Here is a 1,185-nt window from a genome sequence, read left to right as displayed (position 1 = left end):
GGGCACCATCGGTCACGTTGACCATGGTAAAACCACTCTGACTGCAGCTATCTCTCACGTACTGGCTAAGACCTACGGTGGTGAAGCTAAAGACTTCTCTCAAATCGATAACGCTCCAGAAGAGCGTGAGCGCGGTATTACCATCAATACCTCTCACATCGAGTATGACACCCCAACTCGCCACTACGCACACGTAGACTGCCCAGGCCACGCTGACTATGTTAAAAACATGATCACTGGTGCTGCACAGATGGACGGCGCGATCCTGGTAGTTGCTTCTACAGACGGTCCAATGCCACAAACTCGCGAGCACATCCTGCTGTCTCGTCAGGTTGGCGTACCATTCATCATCGTATTCATGAACAAATGTGACATGGTTGACGATGCTGAGCTGTTAGAATTAGTTGAAATGGAAGTACGTGAACTGTTATCAGAATACGACTTCCCAGGTGATGACTTACCAGTAATCCAAGGTTCAGCTCTGAAAGCGCTAGAAGGCGAGCCAGAGTGGGAAGCGAAGATCCTTGAGCTGGCAGCAGCTTTAGACTCTTACATTCCAGAACCAGAGCGTGATATCGATAAGCCATTCCTGATGCCAATCGAAGACGTATTCTCTATTTCTGGCCGTGGTACAGTAGTAACAGGCCGTGTAGAGCGTGGTATCGTTAAAGTGGGCGACGAAGTAGAAATCGTTGGTATCCGCACTACAACCAAGACAACTTGTACTGGCGTAGAAATGTTCCGTAAGCTGCTTGACGAAGGTCGTGCAGGTGAGAACTGTGGTATTTTATTACGTGGTACTAAGCGTGATGACGTAGAACGTGGTCAAGTATTATCTAAGCCAGGTTCAATCAACCCTCATACTACTTTTGAATCAGAAGTTTACGTTCTGTCAAAAGAAGAAGGTGGTCGTCACACTCCATTCTTCAAAGGCTACCGTCCACAGTTCTACTTCCGTACAACTGACGTAACCGGTACTATTGAACTGCCAGAAGGCGTAGAGATGGTAATGCCTGGTGACAACATTAAGATGGTTGTTACGCTGATTTGCCCAATCGCGATGGACGAAGGTTTACGCTTCGCAATTCGTGAAGGTGGCCGTACAGTAGGCGCTGGTGTTGTAGCTAAGATCATTGCTTAATAGCAATTGTGATTAGAAAAAAGGAAGCTTAGGCTTCCTTTTTT

General features: G+C 47.2%; 1 protein-coding gene. It reads left to right on the top strand.

Translation table 11 applies throughout. The features are described from left to right. Window positions 1-1,141, top strand: a 1,141-nt coding sequence (gene tuf / locus SHEWPOL2_RS22005) for an elongation factor Tu (protein WP_037431820.1), incomplete at its 5' end; no start/stop codon positions are given. Window positions 1,142-1,185: the final 44 nt, after the last annotated feature.

It is taken from the genome of Shewanella sp. POL2 (assembly GCF_000282755.1).
GTDB classification, from domain to species: domain Bacteria; phylum Pseudomonadota; class Gammaproteobacteria; order Enterobacterales; family Shewanellaceae; genus Shewanella; species Shewanella xiamenensis.
This window is presented reverse-complemented; position numbering and strand designations above follow the sequence as displayed.